2 protein-coding genes are annotated in these 1,764 nt (G+C 72.4%); both read left to right on the top strand.

Translation table 11 applies throughout. From position 1 onward, the window contains the following. Positions 1 to 854: ATP-binding cassette domain-containing protein (locus AOK18_RS11560; protein WP_055694277.1), on the top strand; the 854-nt coding region annotated here is incomplete at its 5' end. Further along, positions 851 to 1,642 carry an ABC transporter permease gene (locus AOK18_RS11555; protein WP_055573370.1) on the top strand — a complete coding sequence of 264 codons (792 nt, stop codon included), beginning with the start codon at positions 851 to 853 and terminating at the stop codon, positions 1,640 to 1,642. The genes AOK18_RS11560 and AOK18_RS11555, both read left to right, overlap by 4 nt. Positions 1,643 to 1,764 lie beyond the last annotated feature (122 nt).

The following is a 1,764-nucleotide window of genomic DNA, read 5'->3' as shown; positions in this document are numbered from 1 at the left end:
TGCTCGGCCCGAACGGCGCGGGGAAGACCACCACCGTGCGGATCCTGTCCACGCTGGTCTCCGCCGACGGCGGCCGGGCCCGGGTGGCCGGGCACGACGTCGCGGCCTCACCCGACGGGGTGCGCGCCGCGATCGGTGTCACCGGGCAGTTCGCGGCGCTCGACGATCTGCTCACCGCCGAGGAGAACCTGCTCCTGATGGCCGATCTGCTGCGGCTCGGCAAGCGCGAGGGGCGCGGTCGCGCGAAGGCGTTGCTGGAGCGCTTCGGGATCGCCGGGGTCGCGCACCAGCGGGCGGCGACGTTCTCCGGCGGCATGCGGCGCCGGCTCGACCTCGCCATGACGCTGGTCGGCGACCCGGAGGTGATCTTCCTGGACGAGCCGACGACCGGGCTCGACCCGCGCAGCCGCCGCACCATGTGGGAGACGGTGCGCGGCCTGGTGGCCGGCGGGGTCACGGTCTTCCTCACCACGCAGTACCTGGAGGAGGCCGACCAGCTCGCCGACCGGATCGCCGTGCTCGACGGCGGGCGCATCGTCGCCGAGGGCACCGCCGACGACCTCAAGTCCCGTATTCCGGGCAGCCACGTTCGGCTGCGGTTCACGGACGAAAGCGAGTACGACCGGGCGGCGGCCGTCTTCCCGGCCGCGGCCCGCGACGCCGGGGCGCTCGCGCTGCGCATCCCCGGCGACAGCGGCATCGGCTCCCTGCGCGGCCTGCTCGACCGGCTCGACGAGGCCCGGGTGCGGGCCGCCGACCTGTCCGTGCACACCCCCGACCTCGACGACGTGTTCCTCGCCCTGACCGGCGGTGGCATCGACGGCACCCTTCCCCCCGAGGAGACCCTGCGATGAGTTCCCTCACCCACGCCGTGCAGGACTCGGCGACCATGCTGCGGCGCAACCTGAAGCACGCGGTCCGCTATCCGTCCGTGTCGCTCGGCTCGGCCGCCCTCCCGGTGATGATGCTGCTGCTGTTCGTGTACGCCTTCGGGGACTCGATCGGCGCCGGCATCGGCGGCGCGGGCGCCGGCCGGGACGTGTACCTGGAGTACCTGACGCCCGGCGTCGTGATCATGGGGGTGGCGGCCGGGTCCATGTCCACCTCGATCGCCGTCTGCTCCGACATGACCGAGGGCATCATCAACCGCTTCCGCACCATGAACATCACGCGCTCGTCGTTCATGACGGGGCACGTGCTCGGCAGCGTCGTGCAGACCGTGTTCGGTGTGACGGTGGTCGTCGGGGTGGCGCTCGCGATCGGGTTCCGGCCGGACGCGAACGTCCTGGAGTGGCTGGCCGCGTTCGGTCTGCTGGTGGCCGTCGCCTTCGCCCTGACCTGGCTGTCGGTCGCGCTCGGCCTGATCTCCAGGACGGTCGAGGCGGCCAGCAACAAACCGCTGGTCATCCAGTTCCTGCCGTTCATCGGCTCCGCCTTCGTGCCGGCCGATTCGATGTCGCCGGGGCTGCGCTGGTTCGCCGAGCACCAGCCGTTCACGCCGGTGACCGAGACCCTGCGCGGTCTGCTCACCGGCAGCCCGGTCGGGAACGACGCCTGGATCGCGCTCGCCTGGTGCGCCGTCATCACCCTCGTCGGGTACGCGTGGTCACGCTTCCTCTTCGACCGGGGCACCGCGCACTGAGCCCTCCCCCGCTCCCCACGGGGGCGGAATATCGCGGCATGACACGCCGAGGCGTGTCATGCCGGGTGCTCACGCCGCTTCCCGGTCCCGCGGGGAAACCCGGGGACCGGGAAGCGGCGTGA

It is taken from the genome of Streptomyces prasinopilosus (genome assembly GCF_001419695.1).
Lineage (GTDB): Bacteria > Actinomycetota > Actinomycetes > Streptomycetales > Streptomycetaceae > Streptomyces > Streptomyces prasinopilosus.
The sequence above is the reverse complement of the archived record's forward strand: the minus strand, read 5'-3'. Positions and strand labels throughout refer to the sequence as shown.